A 17,709-nucleotide genomic window follows, 5' to 3' on the forward strand; every position below is an offset into this window, starting at 1 on the left:
GCATGTTTTAATCCTTAAATCGAATAGGATTTAAGGAAACATGCAGTAGGATTCGCTTGCCGCGCTTCAAAATCTTTGTCTTTTGCGCCTGTCGGCATCGCAAAACCGCTGAACACTTTTGCGCGACATGCTTCGGCGATCACAACCAGGTCGATATCTGCTCAAGCGGCTTCTTCACCTTGCCGGCCACCGGCACGGTCGCGTCGGGCGCGGGGTAACCGACCACCAGGATCAGAAACGGCTTTTCGCTGTCCGGCCGTCCGCAGATTTCGTTGAGAAAATTCATCGGCGCCGGCGTATGGGTCAGTGTCGCGAGCCCGGCATGGTGCAGCGCCGCGATCAGAATGCCGGTGGCAATGCCGACGCTTTCGTTGATGTAGTAGTTCTTCTTCGTGTCGCCCGGATTGGGGCCACCACGCTTCTGCGAGAAGATGGCAATCAGGTAGGGCGCCGTCTCCAGAAACGGCTTGTCCTCATCGGTGCCAAGCGGCGCCAGCGCGTCGAGCCACTCCTGCGGGGCCTTCTGCTGATAGAAGACGCGCTCCTCCTCTTCGGCGGCTTCACGCACCTTCGCCTTGATGCCAGGGCTTTCGATGACCGCGAAATGCCAGGGCTGGTGGTTCGCGCCGCTCGGGGCGGTGCCGGCTGCCAGCAGACAGGTCTCGATCACCGCGCTCGGCACCGGCCTTTCGCTGAAGGAGCGCGTGGTGCGGCGGCGGTTGATGTCCTCGTAGAATTCAGCCGCACGCGCTGCCATCTCCTCGGGGCTGCGCTCGATCCATTGGTCGTAGGGCACGGTTTCATGAGCACGCATGGCAAGTCTTCTCCTACAGCGGCGCGCGTCTTATCAGACGCGCCAAGGTCGCTTCAGCACTTTGAATGGCTGCATGTTTTATCCTTAAATCGAATAGGATTTAAGGAAACATGCAGTAGTTCCAGGAGACGTTAGAGCGGGCCGACCACCCGGAATCAAGCGGCCCGGACTAGGCTTCAGAGTGCGGGAACGGCCTTGAGATAGGCGGCAATCGCCTCGCGGTCGGCAGCGGTCAACTTCGCCATATTCTTCTGGACTTCGACCATGGAGCCACCAACGGAATCGAATTCCGGCGTGAAACCGGTTTCGAGATAGGAGGCGATGTCGGAGGCGCTCCAGCCGCCGATGCTCTTCGAGCCCGGCGTGATGTCGGGGATGCGTCCCTTACCTTCCGGGTTCGGCGCGCCAGCCAGCCACTGGGCCGGCTCGAAGCCACCAAGCGCGTTTCGTGGCGTATGGCACTCGCCACAATGACCCGGCCCTTCGACCAGATATTGGCCGCGCGTCAGCTTCGGATCGGCGGCATCGATGGTCACGCGTGGGGTGTCGGTGAGGAACAGCAGCTTCCAGCCGCCGAGCGCCAACCGCATATTATAGGGGAACGGCAGCTCGTGGTCCGGCGCAACGTCGCTCGCCTTCGGCAGCGTCTTGATGTAGCCCCAGAGGTCGTTGACATCCTTCGGCGTCATCCTGATGTAGGAGGCGTAGGGGAAGGACGGATAGAGATGTTCGCCGTTTCGACCGACGCCCCGCGTCATGGCGTTGCCGAATTCCGCAAGCGTCCATCCGCCGATACCGGCCGCTTCGTCAGGCGAGATATTCGGCGCGTGGAAGGTGCCAAATGGGCTTTTTAGCGGCGGCCCGCCGGCAAGAACCAGCCGGGCGTCACCCTCGCTGCCGCGCTTTGCATGGCAGCTGACGCAGCCGCCGGCCCAGAAAATCTGCTCGCCATTGGTCAGATCTGGCTCTCCGAGACCCTCCCAATGAGCCGCCGCCCAGGGCGCGGGCTTGGTCAGCCACCAAAAGGCCGCACCGCCGACAAGGCCCAGAATCACGAGACCCGAGACCAGCTTTCTAATCCGTCGGCCCATCAGGCTTCCTTTCAACTGCATCCCCAACCCGCTACAGCGCCGCGCGTCTTATCAGACGCGCCAAGGCCGCTGTAGCACTTTGAATTGCTGCATGTTTTTATCCTTGAATCGGATACGTTTTAAGGAAACATGCAGTAGGTTCGCTCACACTCAAAACTGCGTGACAAGCCACAACCTTACTGCGGCAACAGCGCGATGATGCGCCGAAACAGTCGGCGCATCGTCTGAGAATTTCGGGGAGAACGACCTACCGTCAGTCCTTCTTCAGGCGATAGGTCTCATGACAGCTGCCGCAATCCTTGCCGAGCATGCCGAGTGCCGCACCGACGCCAGCCTGATCGGCCGGAAGCTGGGCGAGCACGGCGTCGGTGTCAGAACCAAGCTTGGCCGCCTTGGCTTTGAAATCGTCCATGTTCTCCCAGATCTTCGGGCTTGCTTCCGTCTCCAAACCGGTTTCGGAACCGGCCGGGAAATGGTCCGGGAAGACCTTGACCGTCTCGGAGATGGTCGTCAGCGACGCCTTGACGATCTCAGCGTCATAAGGCTTTTCGCCCTTGGCGATACCACCGAGCGCACCAGCAGCCTGACCAACCTTCTTCATCAGGGCCTGACGAACCGCCTGCGGTTCGTCAGCCGCGGTCACGGCGGTAACGCCAAGCCCAGCGAGGGCGGCCGCAAGCATTAGAGCGCGTATCTTCATCGTGATCTCCCGGTCATTCGAATCCGCATCTGCGGCCTTCGTGTTGAATGCGCCGGCATGATGTCATTTTAGCCTTTCGACGGAAGTAACATTTTTTTGATGTCCTTGTCACAACAGCATAATTTGACGCGGCCGCGCGATTCTTGATCGTCTCGACCGCGTCGTTCCAATAACATGAAGTCATGTTTGTACGTGACGGCTCTACCGTCCGCCGGCCCAGCCCTGCCAGACGGTGAAAGCTGCGACCAGCACCAGAACAACGCCGGCGATACGGCCGATCAGAACCGTCGCACCGGGGCTGCCGACGAGAAAGTCGCGGCCGCGACCGGCGGCGAGCGCCAAGCCGCCATAGACGGCAAGCTGGGTGGTGGCGATCATCAACGCCATGACCGCCGCCTGCGACCATACCGGCCCGAATTGGGGTTTGAGAAACTGCGGATAGACCGCCAGCATGAAGAGATAGGCCTTCGGGTTCATCAGGCTGGTGAGTGCGCCCTGACGAAAGCTCGCCCAGCGCGACAGCCGCGCGGCGCCGTCGATACCGCCGATGGTGATGGAACTGCGGATGAGGGAATAGCCGATCCAGGCGATATAGGCGGCACCGCCGATGAGCAGCACGTTGAACAGTTGCGGCACCAGATGAAGGATGACGCTGACCCCGAGCGCCGCGTAGAGGGTGTGAAGGACACCGCCCGCCATGATACCGGCCGTCGCCGACAGGCCGGAGGCTCGCCCCCCGGTCAGCGAATTCGCCAGCACGAAGATCATATCCATGCCCGGCACGATGATGATGCCGAAGAGAAGGGTGAAGAAAAGCCAGAGATTTTCCGTATAGCTCATGTCAGTTGTCCGAGGTCCGTTCGATCGTTGCCTGAGCGGATTGCTTATTTTTCAATCCGTTGCCCAATGTTATAAGCGTCGCCAACTGACAGGGTCTTGTCAGGAGCGTTTTGGAACAGCGGAGTTTTTTCGATGCGCAAGGCCTCGCGCCTGTTCGAGATTATCCAGATCCTGCGGCTGGCCCGAAAGCCGGTGACCGCCGCTGAAATGGCCGAGACGCTGGAGGTGACGCCGCGCTCGATCTATCGCGATATCGCCGCCCTACAGGCCATGCGCGTGCCGATCGAAGGTGGTCGCGGCATCGGTTATATCCTGCGCCCCGGCTTCGACCTGCCGCCGCTGATGTTCTCGATCGAGGAAACCGAGGCGATCGTACTGGCGCTGGCGCTGCTGGCGCGCACCGGAGACGAGGAGCTGAGGGCGGCAGCCGGCCGCGTCAATCAGAAGATCACAGGTGCTGTGCCAGAACCGCTGCGGCTTGCGCTTCGCTCACAGGCGCTGCATGCCTGGGGAACGGTGGCACCCTCACCTACCGGCGTCGATCTGGCACTGGTGCGTCGCGCGATCCGCGACGAACGCAAGCTCGGCATCGACTATCGCGACGAACTCGGCCGCGCCACCGAGCGGACGATCCGGCCGGTCGCGTTGATCTACTATTCCGAAACCGCCAATATCGTCGCCTGGTGCGAGCTGCGTCAGGCGATCCGCAACTTCCGCGCCGATCGGGTCGAACATTGCGAAGCGACCGACGACTTCTTTCCAGGCGAAGGCGAAGGCCTGCGGGACCTCTGGATCAGCGGCTGGCGGCCACAACCAGGCGGGGCATGATCGTCTCCAACTGCAGGGTTCGATCCGTTTCGCGGCCGTAGCCGCGGATTGCCATTCTGTCCGCATGGATCTCGACGATCGCATAGGCTGTCGTATCCGGCGTCTCGACCATGCCCTTGATATTGACGAAATGAGTGCCGTCGGCGAGGCCGTAATTGCCGTCGTGGTTGTGACCGCAGAAATAGGCGCCGACGTTTTTGAAACGACCGAAGAGATCGACGATGCGCTGGCTGTCCCACATGTTGTGGGCGTTCGGCGGATAGACCGGGTAGTGGCCCATGACGACCACCTGCTCGCCGGCAGCCTCCGCCTTGCGCAGCGTCTCCTCCAGCCAGGCGAACTGCACGTCGCCGAGCGCGGCATTCCAGGGATGGGCGTTATCGGCCCCTTGCGATTTCAGCGTCTCGATCCACGTCTCGGCTGCGGTTCGCCGCGGGTCGCCGGGTGGCGGGGCGAAAAGGCTGACCTCGTTGCCGTCGATCAACACGAACCGCCAGTCGGCCATCGCAAATGTCTGATAGGGCGAGGGCATGCCGACCCGGCCGAAAACCTGCCCGAGCTTCTCCGGATCGACGCCGAAATCATGATTGCCGAGCAGAAAATGCTTGGGATGACGAAGCTCGTCGTAGAGCGGCAGGATCGCATCGAAGCTCTGCCAGCCTCGATCGATGATATCACCGAGCGTCACCACGAAGGCGAGGTCTTCGGCGTTGAAGGTCTCGATCGCTTCGGCGAGCTTCGTCAGGCTGTTGGCATAATAGCGGCCGAGGACGAGGTTCGGTTCCACAGCGGCATATTGCGGGTCGGCGATGACGCCGAAGCGGAGGAGAGGTGATGTGTCTGCGTGCATGGTGCTTCTCCCTACAGCGCTGCGCGTCCTATTAGATGCGCAAAGGTTGCTGTAGCACTTTGAATTGCTGCATGTTTTTATCCTTAAATCGAAGACGATTTAAGGAAACATGCAGTAGCGCCGGGCGATGACACGTTGGTGACGGCCGAGCATCCCGCCTCCACCGGTCACCCCCAAACGAAAAGACCCGGCGCAAGCGCCGGGTCCTGAAGTCGAGGCTTGGGAAGGCTTACTTGGAAGCCGCTTCGTACATTTCGAGTACGTAATCCCAGTTGATCAGGCTGTCGACGAACGCTTCGAGGTACTTCGGGCGCGCGTTGCGATAGTCGATGTAATAGGAATGTTCCCAGACGTCGACGCCGAGGATCGGCGAAGCGCCGTGAACGAGCGGGTTCTCGCCGTTCGGGGTCTTGGAGATTTCGAGCTTGCCGTTCTTGACCGAAAGCCATGCCCAGCCCGAACCAAACTGGCCGGTGCCAGCCGCGATGAAATCGGCACGGAACTTGTCGTAGCCGCCGAGATCCGACTTGATGGCTGCGTCGAGCTTGCCCGGCAGGCTGGTGCCGCCGCCGCCCTTCTTCATCCACTTCCAGAAGTGGATGTGGTTGTAGTGCTGGCCGGCATTGTTGAACAGCGGCTGGTTGGTGCCATAGGACTTCTTGACGACTTCCTCGAGCGAGAGGTCGGAGAGACCGGCTTCCTCGGCAAGCTTGTTGCCGTTGGTCACGTAAGCGAGGTGGTGCTTGTCGTGGTGGTACTCGAGCGTCTCGCGCGACATGTAGGGCGCCAGCGCATCGTAGTCATAGGGAAGGTTCGGCAATTCGAAAGCCATGTGGGCATCTCCTCTTGGCATGGGATTTCGTCAAAGAAATCTGTGAGCGGGAACATAGGCACCGGCCTTGACGGAGGCAACCGATGCGATGCCAATTTTTCCTCAACCCACGGAATATACTTTCAACATCATTTTGAAAGCGCCCGCGGCCCGAGCACATTCGCGCCACGTTTCGCGGGCAGCGTGCACCCATTGCAACCAGTTGAGAATAAGGACTGAACATGCTGCATCGCCCGATCCTGACCCTTGCCCTTGTGGCAGCAACCGGATTTGCCGCGACCGGCGCCCATGCGTCCTCAGGCGATGCCTGGGAAGAATTCCGGGCCGACGTTTCGGAGAAGTGCATTGCGGCCGCCCCTTCGCTCGACAAGCCGGTCGTCGTCGTCGATCCGTTCGGCTCGGAAAGCTTCGGGCTGGCGCTGGTCTCGGGCAAGCCCAAGGGCGCCGAAAATGCCGTCACCCAGATCTGCGTCTACGACAAGCAGAAGAAGACGGTGGAAATCGGCGGTGAACTGGCAGCCGACACCGTCACGGTCGTGGCACCGGCCGCAGACAAGTAGGCTGTCGCCGGCGATCTGCGATCGCAGGCCCGCGCGAGCTTGCGCGCACAAGCGCTCATGCAAGCGGTTTCCGGCTCTCATCGTCGAGCAACCGGCCGGAAACCGCACCGCCCAACGTCAGGGTTGCGAATCACAGCCGCCACAATTACCGGCAATTCTCCAACCGGAGATTGCCATGAAACCGATCCATATTGCTTCGTTCGCGTTTACCCTTTTGACCCTAGCCTCCTGCGCCCCAAGCCAGCGCGAGTATGAGACGGTGCAGACGGCGGTTCAAGGCAGCCCCGCGCTTCAGAGAGCGATTGTGAAGGATTGCATCAGCAAGAGATGGTCGAAATCCGACCTCGAAACTGGCGCGTTGATCATGAGCGTTCCGATCAACAAGGTCCAGGCGTTGACCTGCAAGCGGTTGACGAGCGCTCTGGCATCGGGCCGGCTGAAGTATGCGGACGTCCGCCCCGGCCAACCTACGGTCAACCTCATAAAGATCGTGCAGGGGCGCTAAGCAGCCTTTCACGGACCAACGGTGGAGACGATCCGGGGCAAGGCCTTGCCGGCTCTTCCGGCCGACCTTGCCACGTTGGCGGCGGAAACTGTCGAAGCCTTCGAGCGCCTGGGCCCCGACCCGCACGGCTCCACCTACGGCTTCTTCGATGGCCATGGCTGGAACATGGCCTTCGACCATGGGGAGCACCGGCTGTCGGAACTGGCCGAACTCGTTGACGATCCCGAGCATGCGCCGACGATGCTGCGCAGCGTCGAGACCTGGGCCGCGACCGTGGCGCGGGCAACCTGACCCGCGCCATAGTCGATCTCGTTAGGCGTCCTGGCTCGAATGGGCCCAATCCATGTAGAGATCGCGTGCCTTGGCGGCGACCGGTCCGGCCTGCAGGTCACGGTCGTCAAGGCGGGTGACCGGCAGGACCTTGGAATAGTTGCCGGAGGTGAAGATCTCATCGGCAGCCTCGAAATCGGCCATCGACAACGTCGCCTCGACAACCTCGAAACCGGCTTCGCGCAACAGCGTCATGACGCGGAAGCGGGTGATGCCGGCAAGGAAGGTGCGGTTGGCGGCCGGCGTGAACACGACGCCATCCTTGACCAGGAAGACGTTGGACGAGCCGGTTTCGGCGATGTTGCCGAGCATATCGCGCACCAGCGCATTGTCGAAGCCGCGCGACCGCGCCTCGGTCAGGATGCGGGCATTGTTGGGATAGAGGCAGCCGGCCTTGGCATCGGTCGGCATGGATTCGAGCGTCGGCCGGCGGAACGGCGACAGGGTCAGAGACGAGCCGCCATGGCCGTTACCCATCGGCGCCTCGAACAGGCAAAGCGCAAAGCGGGTCGATTCCGGATCGATGGCGACCATCCCGGCCGCACCATGCTCGGCCCAATACATCGGCTTGACGTAGAGCGCGGTCTGGCCGTCGAATTTCTTGGCGCCTTCCCAGGTCAAGGCCTCGATCTCTTCCGGCTTCACGGTCGGCTTCAGTCCGAGCGCCGTTGCCGAGCGGTTGACGCGCTGGCAATGCAGGTCGAGGTCCGGCGCGATGCCGTCGAAGAAGCGGGCGCCGTCGAACACGGTCGAGCCCAGCCACATGGCATGGGAGGTCGGGCCGATCAGCGGCGGATTGCCGGACAGCCATTCGCCGTCGACATAGGTCCAGGTCACTGAGCGGGGGGATGTATCGACGGCCATCTGCGTCTCCTTCACGTTTTGTCTTCCGTATCTTCCGCCATAGCTCGAAAAAGCAGCATGGGGGTGAATGGGTACATCAAAAAATGTCATGGCGTCCATTCTGGCACCGGAACGGCCTCTCGCGTAGTCTCTCTCGCAGGGCAAAGGGGCAGACGTGCACATCATCAGGCATCTTGATCAGGACGACGTGGAAATCTTCCGCCGCATACGGCTGGAGGCGCTGCAGCGCGAGCCGCAAGCCTTCGCTTCCACCGCGGCGGATTGGGCGCGGCTGTCGACGGCGGAATGGCAGGCAAGGCTCGCCGCAAACACCGTCTTCGTCGCGCTCGACGGGGGTGAGCCCTGTCGGCATGATGGGACTCATGCGCCAGCGCTCCAGCCGGATGGCGCACCGTGCCACCATCATCATGGTCTATGTGCGCCGCGAGGCGCGCGGTTCCGGCGTGGCGCGCGAGCTTCTTGCACACCTGACCGACCATGCCCGCTCGACCGGCATCCGGATGTTGGAGCTCGTCGCCCGCGCCGACAACGAGACGGCCATCCGCTTCTACAGGCGCGAAGAGTTCCACGAAATCGGGCGCGTTCCAGGTGGCCTGCTCGACGGCGAGGAAGAGGTCGACGAAATTCTGATGGCGCGGCACATAGACGGTCGCGCCGCACCGGCCAGACATCGCAAGGAGTGCCCCGATGAAAGCCATGTACTACGACGCCTTTGAGAAGACGCCCGAGATTCGCACGTTTGCCGATCCGACGCCGACCGAAAACGGCGTGGTCGTCAAGGTCGAGGCGACGGGTCTGTGCCGCTCCGACTGGCATGGCTGGATGGGGCACGACGCCGACATTCGCCTGCCGCACGTGCCGGGCCACGAGCTCGCCGGCATCGTGACCGCCACCGGCCGCGGCGTGATGCGCTACAAGGTCGGCGACCGGGTGACGGTACCCTTCGTTTCCGGTTGCGGCCGCTGCGGCGAATGCCGTTCGGGCAACCAGCAGGTCTGCGAGGCGCAGTTCCAGCCGGGGTTCACCCATTGGGGCTCATTTGCCGAATATGTCGCACTCGATTTCGCCGACCAGAACCTGGTGCATCTGCCTGAGAACATGGACTTCAAGACTGCCGCCAGCCTCGGCTGCCGCTTTGCCACCTCGTTTCGCGCCGTCGCCGACCAGGCACGGGTCAAGGGCGGCGAATGGGTGGCGGTTCACGGCTGCGGCGGTGTCGGCCTTTCGGCGATCATGATTGCTGCTGCACTTGGCGCACATCCGATCGCGATCGACATTTCCGAAGAAAAACTCGCCTTCGCCAAGAAGCTCGGCGCCGTTGCCACGGTCAACGGCCGCGACACGGACGACGTCGCAGGTGCCGTGAAGGAGATCACCAGCGGCGGCGCCCATGTCTCGATCGACGCGCTCGGCCATCCCGTCACCTGCTTCAACTCGATCAAGAACCTGCGCCGGCGCGGCCGCCACGTGCAGGTGGGCCTGATGCTCGGCGACCATGCCACGCCGGAAATCCCAATGGCGCAGGTGATCGGCCACGAGCTCGAGATCTATGGCAGCCATGGCATGCAGGCTTGGCGATACGACGCCATGCTGTCGATGATCGCTGGCGGCAAGCTCAATCCGCAACAGTTGATCGGCCGCGAGATCTCGCTCGAGGAAGCGATCCCTGCCCTCGTTTCGATGGACCGCGCCACCGATCTCGGCATCAGCGTGATCACACGGTTCTGAAGGGGACATTCCAAAGCCTGTTTGCTTTTGGCTGCGGATGCGATTTTGCCCTTAAGTCAGAACCGGTTTCAGGGCAAAATCACCACAGGAAGAATCACGACGAGGTCCTGTCATGGCGCTAGCGGCAGCTGCCACCGGGGAAGAACTCTACAGCCCCGTTCTTAATGCCAATCCGGCCCATCCGAACGGATGGCCCATCCAGATGGTCATCAGTTCACAAACGGAGGCGCGGCACAATCGGGCGCTCTGGGCACCGACGCACCTGATCTCGATGCGGGCGCCGGCGAGCCGGCTGCTGTCGATGATCGAGCTGCCGCCCGAAAAGCACCTGGAACTCTATTTCGGCGACGCCACCGACCCCGATGCTCCTGACGCCGCCCGTCCGGACGCGATCGAGGCGGCCTTCAATTTTATCGACGGCTTGCCTGAGGATGCGCATCTGCTGGTGCACTGTCTGCGCGGCATCGGCCGCGCGACGGCACTGAGCCTCGGCATTCTTGCGCGGTACATGTCGCCCGAGGAAGCGGCCGCGGCGTTGCATGCCCTGCGGCCGGAAGCCAAGCCGAACCGGCATGTGGTCGGGCTTTGCGATGCGGCGCTCGGGCTCAAGGGAAAGCTTGCCAAACAGGCCCTCCGCTTCCCCGCAAAGGTCTGGAAACCAGGCAAAGGCTGACGCCTGGTGGCGCAATGCCGTTGTGCAACGCACAAATCTTTGACATGATCGCGCAAAAGAACGGTATTCGCGGCGTGCCAACACCGGCACAATGCGGTAAGCCTTTGTTTTCGGCCACGCTTTTACGGGGTATGACATTTTGTCCCGCTGTGTGGCCGGGGATGACAGACGGGAGGAAAGAATGTCCCACGCGGCCTATGTGTTCGATGCCTATGGCACGCTTTTCGACGTGCATGCGGCGGTTCGGCGCCATGCCGCCGAGATCGGTCCGGACGGACAGGCGTTCTCCGAACTCTGGCGCGCCAAGCAGCTCGAATATTCCTGGGTGCGCTCCTTGATGGGCGCCTATCAGGACTTCTGGCAACTGACCGAGCAATCGCTCGACTACGCATTTTCCCGCTTCCCTTCCGCCGACCGCAAGCTGAGGAAACCGCTGCTTGATGCCTATTGGACGCTCGATTGCTACCCGGAGGTTCCCGCCGTTCTGAAAGGGCTGAAGGAGCGCGGAGCGCGGCTCGCGATCCTTTCCAACGGTTCACCTGATATGCTGGCTGCAGCGGTGCACAATGCAGCGCTCGAGATCGTCATCGACGACGTCTTCTCCGTCGACACGGTGAAGACCTACAAGGCGGCACCAGCGGTCTATGATCTCGTCACCACGCGCTATCGGCTTTACCCGCATGCGGTTTCCTTCCAGTCGTCAAACCGCTGGGACATTGCAGGGGCGACGAAGTTCGGCTTCCGCACGGTCTGGATCAACCGGGCCGACATGCCTGACGAATATCGTGACCAGGGGCCGGCGTTGATCCTGCCTTCGCTCGAAAGTCTGCAATTCGGTATCTGAGGTTTTGTCTCAATGGCTTGGTCGGCGTCGCAATACCTGAAATTCGAAGACGAACGCACGCGGCCGGCACGCGATCTGCTGGCGCAGGTTCCGGACCTGCCCTCCGGTCCTGCCTTCGATCTTGGCTGCGGCCCGGGAAATTCGACCGAACTGATCCACCAGCGATTTGCGGACGCCTCCCTTTCCGGCCTCGACAGCGACGAAAACATGCTGCTGGCCGCCGCCAAGCGGTTGCCGGGCCTGACCTTCGAGAAGGCTGACCTGGCGACCTGGGTGCCGCCGAAGGGCGCGTCGCTATTCTTCGCCAATGCCGTCTTCCAGTGGCTGCCCGATCACCTCGACGTGCTGGAACGGCTGACCGCTTCGCTTGCGCCCGGCGGTACGCTGGCGGTGCAGATGCCCGACAATATCGATCAACCGACCCATCTGCTGATGGAAGAAACGGCCCGCAGCGCCGACTTCGCCGATGCCTTCGAGGGCCGGACGATCCGCCGCAATGCGTTGCCGGCACCGACTGTCTATGTCGAGCGTCTGTCGCGCCATGCGCCCCATATCGAGGTCTGGCACACGATCTACTATCACCGGCTGGCGAACACCAAAGCGATCGTCGAATGGGTCAAGGGCACGGGCCTGCGCCCCTATCTCGATGCGCTGCCGCCTGAGCGACGCGACGCCTTTGCTGCAGCCTATACCGACCGGATCCGTGACGCCTATCCGGCGATGAGCGACGGCCGGGTGCTGTTGCGCTTTCCCAGGTTCTTCGTCGTCGCCGTCAAGGCCGACTAAGACACACCATCCCGCGGGCCATGCATCAGATCCGTTCGGCCAGGAAGTCGATGAAGGCGCGGATGCGGGCCGCGAGATGTTCATGGCCGGCATAGACGGCGTAGACCGTTTCGATCTCGTCCGGCCGATAATCCTCCAGCAACGCAACCAGCCGTCCCGCGGCCAAGTCCGGCTCAGCGTGGAAGCGGCCGATACGGCCGATGCCGACACCGGCGAGACAAAGCTGCTGGACGATCGCGCCGCTCGAGACCTGCAGATTTCCGAAGACCGACAGAAGCTCGGCCGAAGTTTGGCCGGGGGCACGGAAGGCCCACTCGTCGACGCTGCGGCGGAAGTTGAAGCGAATGCAATTGTGATTTTCCAGGTCGGCAGGCGTCTGCGGCACGCCGTGTCTGGCCAGATAGGCCGGTGACGCGATCACCACCGGCCGGCTCTCCATCAGCTTGCGCGCCTTCAGCGACGAATCGCGCAAGGGGCCAGTGCGGATCGCCACGTCGGCCCGTTCGCCGACCACGTCGATCAGGCTGTCCGTCAGGGTCAGATCGAGGCGCACCTCCGGATAACGTTCGAGAAATTCCGGCGCGAGCGGCAGGATGTAGCGCTCGCCGAAGCCGACCGATGCGTTGATGCGCAGAAGCCCGCGGGGAGAGAGCCGGCCGCCGGCCGCAACCAGTTGCTCGGTCTCGGCGATCTCGGTCAGAATGCGTTGGGCGCGTTGCAGGTAGACTTCACCCTCCGGCGTTAATTGCAGGGACCGGGTCGAGCGCACCAGCAGGCGCGTGCCCAGCCGATCCTCGATCCGGGTGACCAGCTTGCTGACCGCAGATGGCGATAGCCTCAGCCGCCGGCCGGCGGCAGAAAAGCTGCGCGTTTCGCAGACGGCGACGAAGACCTCCATTTCACCGGCGCGGTTGTCCATCACTCACCTATGAATTCAGTTCACAGCCGTTTATCCGATTATACGGATTATCGCGCAAGCTCTCCACCCTCATATTCCCGTCGAACACATCAACACCAAAACGCCCGGTCCTCCCAGCCGGACGGGAAAAGGTCTTGTCATGCCCATTGCACTCTTCGCATTGACGATCGCGGCCTATGCGATCGGAACCACCGAGTTCGTCATCGTCGGCCTGCTGCCGACGGTTGCCGACGATCTCAACATCACCCTGCCGCTTGCCGGCCTCATCGTCAGCGTCTACGCGCTCGGCGTCACCTTCGGCGCACCGATCCTGACGGCGCTCACCGGCCGGATCGAGCGCAAGCCGCTGCTGGTCGGACTGATGGCGCTGTTCATCATCGGCAACGCCGCGGCGGCACTGGCGCCGAGCTACGAGCCTCTGCTCATTGCCCGCGTGATTTCCGCCTTCGCCCACGGCGTCTTCTTCTCCGTCGGCTCGACCATTGCCGCCGACCTCGTGCCCGAGGATCGCCGTGCCTCGGCGATTGCCATGATGTTCATGGGCCTGACGGTCGCCATCGTCACCGGCGTGCCGCTCGGCACCTGGATCGGCCAGACCTTCGGCTGGCGCGCCACATTCTGGGCTGTCACCGGGCTTGGAGTCATAGCGCTTGCCGCCATCGCCACGCTGCTGCCAAACACGCTGACCAAGGCGCCGCCGGCAAGGTTGATCGACCAGGTGCGCGTTCTCGGCTCTGGTCGGCTGCTGATCGTCTTCGCCATGACCGCGCTCGGCTATGGCGGTACCTTCGTCGCCTTCACCTTCCTGGCGCCGATCCTGCAGGAAATCACCGGCTTTTCCGAAGGCGCCGTCAGCCTGATCCTGGTGCTCTACGGCGTCGCGATCGCGATCGGCAACATCGCCGGCGGCAAGATCGCCAACCGCGATCCGGTGAAGGCGCTGGTTGGCCTCTTCCTTGCTCAAGCCGTCGTCCTTGTGCTCTTCACCTTCACGGCCACGTCGCAAGTCCTGACGCTGGTGACACTGGCAAGCCTCGGCTTCCTGTCGTTCGCCACCGTGCCCGGCCTGCAGCTCTACGTCGTGCAGCTTGCCAAGCAGCATCGGCCCGGCGCTGTCGACGTCGCCTCGGCGCTCAACATTGCCGCCTTCAACCTCGGTATCGCCATCGGCGCCTGGCTTGGCGGCGTCATCGTTGCCTCGTCGCTTGGCCTCGGCATGACGCCGGTCGTCGGTTCCGTTCTGGTCGTTGGCGCGCTGCTGCTGACGCTTCTGAGCGGCGCACTCGATCGCAAGGCAGAAACAGTCGCCCAGCCGGCTTGACCAAGCGGCCAACTGGCCCACCTATACCCTCGCCTCTTTCCCGCCCGGCCGATGGCCGGGCGTTCTGCAAAAACAAGGAGTTCCCACATGCATTCGGTCAATTCCAACGGCGCCAACATCCCGGCGCTCGGCTTCGGCACCTTTCGCATGCCCGGTGCCGACGTGCTGCGCGTGCTGCCGGAAGCGCTGAAGCTCGGCTTCCACCACGTCGATACCGCCCAGATCTACGGCAACGAGGCTGAAGTCGGCGAAGCCATCCACAAATCGGGTATCGCCCGCGCCGATATCTTCCTCACCACCAAGGTCTGGGTCGACAAATATGCCCATCGCGATTTTCTCGCCTCTGTCGACGAGAGCCTGATGAAGCTCAAGACGGATCACGTCGACCTGCTTCTCCTGCATTGGCCGGGTGGTAGCGACGTGCCGATGGCCGAGCGCATCGGCGCACTGAATGAAGTGCACAAGGCCGGCAAGGTCCGCCACATCGGCGTCAGCAACTTCAACACCGCCCAGATGGAAGAGGCGGTGAAACTCAGCGACGCGCCTGTTGCCACCAACCAGGTGGAATACCATCCCTATCTCGACCAGACGAAGGTGCTCGCCACGGCCCGCAAGCACGGCATGTCGATCACAGCCTACTACGCCATGGCCAACGGCAAGATCCCGAACGATCCGCTGCTGAAGGACATCGGTGCGCGCCACGGCAAGACCGCGGCGCAGGTGACGCTGCGCTGGCTGGTGCAGCAGAAGGATGTCATCACCCTGTCGAAGACAGCAACGATCGAGCGCCTGAAGGAAAACTTCGACATCTTCGACTTCGCGCTTGGTGACGGCGAGATGGCGGCGATCCATGGCCTCGCCCGTCCGGACGGCCGCATCGTCAGCCCCGAGGGTCTGTCGCCGGTGTGGGACAAGGCCGCCTGACAATAGTTGCCGATCCGCCGCCGGTCGAGTTCCAAACCGGCGGCGGATGATCTATGCAGATCCCCTGGGGAGATCGATGCCGATCTCCCCAGGGGACGCACTGTCGATGGGAGGGGCCGATGACGTCGAAAACCGTTGAGGTGGGCGACATCGCTCCGGATTGGCCGGCCATCATCGCCGTCGTGCTTGGCGTTACCGCCTTTTCCGTCGCGCAAGGGCTCACCTATCCCTTGATTTCGCTGTCGCTGGAAGGCCGCGGCGTCTCGGCCGCCACGATCGGTCTCAATGCCATGGGCTTTGCCGCCGGCCTTGCCGCGGCGACCCTGCTGCTCGGGCATCTGACGCGACTTGCCTCCGCAGACAAGCTGATCATCGCCAGCCTCTGCGGCTGTTCCCTCTGCCTCGCAACACTTGCGTCCACCTCCTCGCTTCCGGTCTGGTTCATCGCCCGCTTCGCGCTCGGCTTCTTCGTCAGTATGGTCTTCATGCTGGGCGAAGCCTGGCTCAACACCGCCTGCCCGGACCGGCTGCGCGGCCGGGTATCCGGCCTCTACGGCGCCGGCATGTGCGGCGGCTTTGCCGCCGGGCCGCTGGCGATCCCGCTTCTCGGCACCAGCGGCGGGCTCGGCTTTGCGTTGCTGGCGATCTATATCGCGCTCGTCGCCTTCCTCACCGGCCTTCTGACGATGGGCGCGCGGACGCGGCCGGAGCCATCTTCGACGCGCGATCTGTTCGCGTTCTTCCGGCACGCGCCGACCCTGATCCTGATGGTGCTGATGTTCGGCTTTGCCGATATTGCGGCGATCTCGGCGATGCCGGTCTATTTCGTCAAGTCCGGCCACAGTCAGGCCTTCGCGGCGTTGAGCGTGACGGTGCTTGCGGTGCCGACGGCACTGGCGCAGCCCTTCATTGGTGTCTTGCTCGACAAGTTGCCGCGTCGGCGGGTGGCGATTACTGCAGCCGCGGTGGCGGCAACCGGCTATCTCGCCATTCCGTTGGTGACGTCGGCACCGCTCTTGCTGGCGCTGTTCGCGCTGATCGGCGCTGCCAGCTTCGCCCTCTACACGGCAGCGCTGACCATGCTCGGCGAGCAATATCGCGGCAGCATGCTGGTGGCTGGCAGTGCCGCCTTTTCGCTGGCCTATGCTGCCGGCAGCGCGGCCGGATCGGGCGCCACCGGCTTTCTCATGGCGCTGATCAATCCCACTGCCGGTCCGCTCGGGGTCGGCATGGTACTGGTCATGTTCACGCTGATATTCGCCGTCGCCGGCAGGAGATAGGCGCGGCCGTCAGCGCCGACAAAGTCGGGTAAGCGCGTCGCCAAAAACACGCGCCGCCGGCCCGAGCGGCTCGTCGATCCGGTGCACGAGATAGGCCTCGGCGGCGACCTGGCTGTTGCGGCCGAGCGAGGCCGTAGGCAAGCGAACGAGCCGGCCCTCGGCGAGATCGCGCTCCACCTGCCACAGCGGCAACCGCCCCCAGCCGAGCCCCGCCAGGATCATCGCATGTTTGGTATCCTGGTTGCTGACTCGGCAGGTCTGCGGCGAAAGCACGCCGAAGTCGCGCCCCTCCGATCGCTGCGAGGGATCCGACTGGACGATCTGCAGATGGTCGGCGAGCTCCGGGCTGCCGAGCACGCCGTTGACGGCGTTCAGACCCAGCGGATGCTGCGCGGCCACCACCGCGATCAGCTGGACGTCCGTCAGCGCCTGCCGGCCGATCGCCGGATCGCGAAAATCTTCACCCACCATGATCCCGAGCGTGAAGCGTCGCTCGATCAGGCCATCGAGCGGGCCGCCGAGCGGCGAAACCGAAAGCCTGATGACAACCGAGGGAAAGGCCACCCGCATTTCCTTCAGTGCAGCGCCGACGGTCACAATCGGAAACAGCGTATCGACGATCAGCGACAGTTCCAGCTCGATGCCCTCGCCGAGGCCGCGGGCGCGGGCACGCATGGCATCGACGCGCAACAGGATATCGCGCGCATTGGCAAGCAGAGCCTGGCCTTCGGGTGTCAGCACCGGCCGGTGGCCAGAGCGATCGAACAAGGAAACCCCGAGCCCGGCCTCGAGATTGGCGATGGCGTGGCTGACGGCAGACTGGACGCGGGACAGCCGGCAGCGCCGGAGCGAAAACTGCCGCTTTCGGCAACCACCACGAAAGTCCGCATCTGGTCCAGGGTCAAGGCGTCAATCATGATCGATTCCATAGATCAGTTTGATGCATTTTATATCACTTTTTCAGATCGATGAAAGCACCCATCCTGCCTGACATCAGCGGCCGCGAACGCTCCGCAGACC

The 17,709-nt window shown here is 62.9% G+C and carries 18 protein-coding genes and 3 pseudogenes; 12 read left to right on the forward strand and 9 right to left on the reverse strand.

The window, feature by feature from the left end; all coding sequences use genetic code 11:
- Window positions 1–139: 139 nt before the first annotated feature.
- From ASD03_RS01995 to ASD03_RS02010, 4 genes are all read right to left on the reverse strand, one after another.
- Complete coding sequence (locus ASD03_RS01995; protein WP_025426283.1) at window positions 140–814, reverse strand: nitroreductase family protein; 675 nt, start codon at window positions 812–814, stop codon at window positions 140–142.
- A 176-nt stretch (window positions 815–990) separates the two neighbouring features.
- Entirely contained in the window at window positions 991–1,905 is a 915-nt protein-coding gene (locus ASD03_RS02000) for a cytochrome c (protein ID WP_025426282.1), read from the reverse strand.
- 253 nt (window positions 1,906–2,158) lie between these two features.
- On the reverse strand, window positions 2,159–2,605 hold the full coding sequence (locus ASD03_RS02005) for a cytochrome c (protein WP_025426281.1): 447 nt from the start codon (window positions 2,603–2,605) through the stop codon (window positions 2,159–2,161).
- A 201-nt stretch (window positions 2,606–2,806) separates the two neighbouring features.
- Window positions 2,807–3,445 carry a LysE family translocator gene (locus tag ASD03_RS02010; protein ID WP_025426280.1) on the reverse strand — a complete coding sequence of 213 codons (639 nt, stop codon included), beginning with the start codon at window positions 3,443–3,445 and terminating at the stop codon, window positions 2,807–2,809.
- A 132-nt stretch (window positions 3,446–3,577) separates the two neighbouring features.
- On the opposite strand from ASD03_RS02010, the gene ASD03_RS02015 reads away from it, so the two are divergent.
- Window positions 3,578–4,273, forward strand: a complete 696-nt coding sequence (locus tag ASD03_RS02015) for a YafY family protein (protein WP_025426279.1) — start codon at window positions 3,578–3,580, stop codon at window positions 4,271–4,273.
- On the opposite strand, the gene ASD03_RS02020 is transcribed toward ASD03_RS02015, so the two are convergent.
- Window positions 4,239–5,123: a metallophosphoesterase gene (locus ASD03_RS02020; RefSeq protein WP_057212444.1), complete on the reverse strand. Its 885-nt coding sequence runs from the start codon at window positions 5,121–5,123 to the stop codon at window positions 4,239–4,241. The genes ASD03_RS02015 and ASD03_RS02020 overlap by 35 nt on opposite strands.
- Before the next feature lie 229 nt (window positions 5,124–5,352).
- Window positions 5,353–5,955, reverse strand: a complete 603-nt coding sequence (locus tag ASD03_RS02025) for a superoxide dismutase (RefSeq protein ID WP_025426277.1) — start codon at window positions 5,953–5,955, stop codon at window positions 5,353–5,355.
- Window positions 5,956–6,179: 224 nt separating this feature from the next.
- Here ASD03_RS02025 and ASD03_RS02030 point away from each other — a divergent pair, with 224 nt between their 5' ends.
- The 3 genes and pseudogenes from ASD03_RS02030 to ASD03_RS02040 form a co-directional block, all read left to right on the forward strand.
- Window positions 6,180–6,515: a hypothetical protein gene (locus ASD03_RS02030; protein WP_025426276.1), complete on the forward strand. Its 336-nt coding sequence runs from the start codon at window positions 6,180–6,182 to the stop codon at window positions 6,513–6,515.
- A 175-nt stretch (window positions 6,516–6,690) separates the two neighbouring features.
- Window positions 6,691–7,020, forward strand: coding sequence for a hypothetical protein (locus ASD03_RS02035; RefSeq protein ID WP_025426275.1), 330 nt, complete (start codon window positions 6,691–6,693; stop codon window positions 7,018–7,020).
- A 24-nt stretch (window positions 7,021–7,044) separates the two neighbouring features.
- A pseudogene (locus tag ASD03_RS02040) lies at window positions 7,045–7,311 on the forward strand (hypothetical protein); the annotation flags it as partial.
- A gap of 21 nt (window positions 7,312–7,332) precedes the next feature.
- Here ASD03_RS02040 and ASD03_RS02045 read toward each other — a convergent pair.
- Window positions 7,333–8,214: a branched-chain amino acid aminotransferase gene (locus ASD03_RS02045; RefSeq protein ID WP_025426273.1), complete on the reverse strand. Its 882-nt coding sequence runs from the start codon at window positions 8,212–8,214 to the stop codon at window positions 7,333–7,335.
- Between the two features lie 160 nt (window positions 8,215–8,374).
- Here ASD03_RS02045 and ASD03_RS37315 point away from each other — a divergent pair.
- The 5 genes and pseudogenes from ASD03_RS37315 to tam all read left to right on the forward strand — a co-directional run bounded on the left by ASD03_RS37315 (window position 8,375) and on the right by tam (window position 12,245).
- Window positions 8,375–8,930: pseudogene (locus ASD03_RS37315) on the forward strand (GNAT family N-acetyltransferase).
- A complete protein-coding gene (locus ASD03_RS02055; RefSeq protein WP_025426271.1) occupies window positions 8,902–9,942 on the forward strand; it encodes a zinc-dependent alcohol dehydrogenase family protein in 1,041 nt (346 codons plus the stop codon). The pseudogene ASD03_RS37315 and the gene ASD03_RS02055 overlap by 29 nt, the downstream one beginning before the upstream one ends.
- A gap of 112 nt (window positions 9,943–10,054) precedes the next feature.
- Window positions 10,055–10,615: a phosphatase gene (locus ASD03_RS02060; RefSeq protein ID WP_025426270.1), complete on the forward strand. Its 561-nt coding sequence runs from the start codon at window positions 10,055–10,057 to the stop codon at window positions 10,613–10,615.
- A 181-nt stretch (window positions 10,616–10,796) separates the two neighbouring features.
- Window positions 10,797–11,459, forward strand: a complete 663-nt coding sequence (locus ASD03_RS02065; RefSeq protein WP_025426269.1) for a haloacid dehalogenase type II — start codon at window positions 10,797–10,799, stop codon at window positions 11,457–11,459.
- A 12-nt stretch (window positions 11,460–11,471) separates the two neighbouring features.
- On the forward strand, window positions 11,472–12,245 hold the full coding sequence (gene tam / locus ASD03_RS02070; RefSeq protein ID WP_025426268.1) for a trans-aconitate 2-methyltransferase: 774 nt from the start codon (window positions 11,472–11,474) through the stop codon (window positions 12,243–12,245).
- A gap of 25 nt (window positions 12,246–12,270) precedes the next feature.
- Here the strand turns inward: tam and ASD03_RS02075 are convergent, their stop codons facing one another.
- The gene (locus tag ASD03_RS02075; protein WP_025426267.1) at window positions 12,271–13,164 is read right to left on the reverse strand and encodes a LysR family transcriptional regulator; all 894 of its coding nucleotides are present in this window, start codon (window positions 13,162–13,164) and stop codon (window positions 12,271–12,273) included.
- Window positions 13,165–13,303: 139 nt separating this feature from the next.
- Between ASD03_RS02075 and ASD03_RS02080 the strand changes: the two genes are divergently transcribed.
- The 3 genes from ASD03_RS02080 (at window position 13,304) to ASD03_RS02090 (ending at window position 16,689) form a co-directional block, all read left to right on the forward strand.
- Window positions 13,304–14,485 (forward strand): MFS transporter, encoded by a 1,182-nt coding sequence (locus ASD03_RS02080; RefSeq protein WP_025426266.1) that lies wholly within the window; start codon window positions 13,304–13,306, stop codon window positions 14,483–14,485.
- An 87-nt stretch (window positions 14,486–14,572) separates the two neighbouring features.
- The gene (locus ASD03_RS02085) at window positions 14,573–15,409 is read left to right on the forward strand and encodes an aldo/keto reductase (protein ID WP_025426265.1); all 837 of its coding nucleotides are present in this window, start codon (window positions 14,573–14,575) and stop codon (window positions 15,407–15,409) included.
- Between the two features lie 119 nt (window positions 15,410–15,528).
- On the forward strand, window positions 15,529–16,689 hold the full coding sequence (locus tag ASD03_RS02090) for an MFS transporter (protein WP_025426264.1): 1,161 nt from the start codon (window positions 15,529–15,531) through the stop codon (window positions 16,687–16,689).
- Window positions 16,690–16,698: 9 nt separating this feature from the next.
- Here ASD03_RS02090 and ASD03_RS02095 read toward each other — a convergent pair.
- Window positions 16,699–17,606, reverse strand: a pseudogene (locus ASD03_RS02095) (LysR family transcriptional regulator).
- Window positions 17,607–17,709: the final 103 nt, after the last annotated feature.

This window comes from Ensifer sp. Root127 (assembly GCF_001425225.1).
GTDB lineage: Bacteria > Pseudomonadota > Alphaproteobacteria > Rhizobiales > Rhizobiaceae > Ensifer > Ensifer canadensis.